General features: G+C 40.1%; 1 protein-coding gene. It reads right to left on the reverse strand.

Annotated elements, in window-relative coordinates:
* The coding region (locus JUI58_RS10865) for an RRXRR domain-containing protein (RefSeq protein WP_204103806.1) at window positions 1-265 on the reverse strand (265 nt) is incomplete at its 3' end.
* Between the last annotated feature and the right edge of the window lie 136 nt (window positions 266-401).

Consider the following 401-nt stretch of genomic DNA (forward strand, 5'->3'; position numbering starts at 1 on the left):
CCAAACCACGGTGAACAATTTCAGCGCCAAAGATAACTTTATCTCCTTGAACCAAAGCTATTCCTGTTGTTTTAGAACCGGGGTCAATTTTTAATTGAATTGGTTCAGTTGTTACATTGGTTGCTTCCTTTTTCAAAATGATGGTAAATGGATATTTTCTAAACACCGCCGCTTTATTGGTTTTAAGCAATTTCCTTGCTACCGAGGGGTGACAAGGATTTAGCGGCTGTTTATTAGTATCGATTACTAATACATAATTTGACATTTCTGCCTCTCCGTAAACGGGTAATGTTAGCTTCGACTTTCTTGGTCAGCATTCCCTAGGTGAGGAAACCTCACCGGGGTCTGACCGCAATGTTATTTAGGCTTGTTAGGTTAGCAGCACTATTTCAGTGACCTTA

Source organism: Spirulina sp. CCY15215 (assembly GCF_016888125.1).
Lineage (GTDB): Bacteria > Cyanobacteriota > Cyanobacteriia > Cyanobacteriales > Spirulinaceae > CCY15215.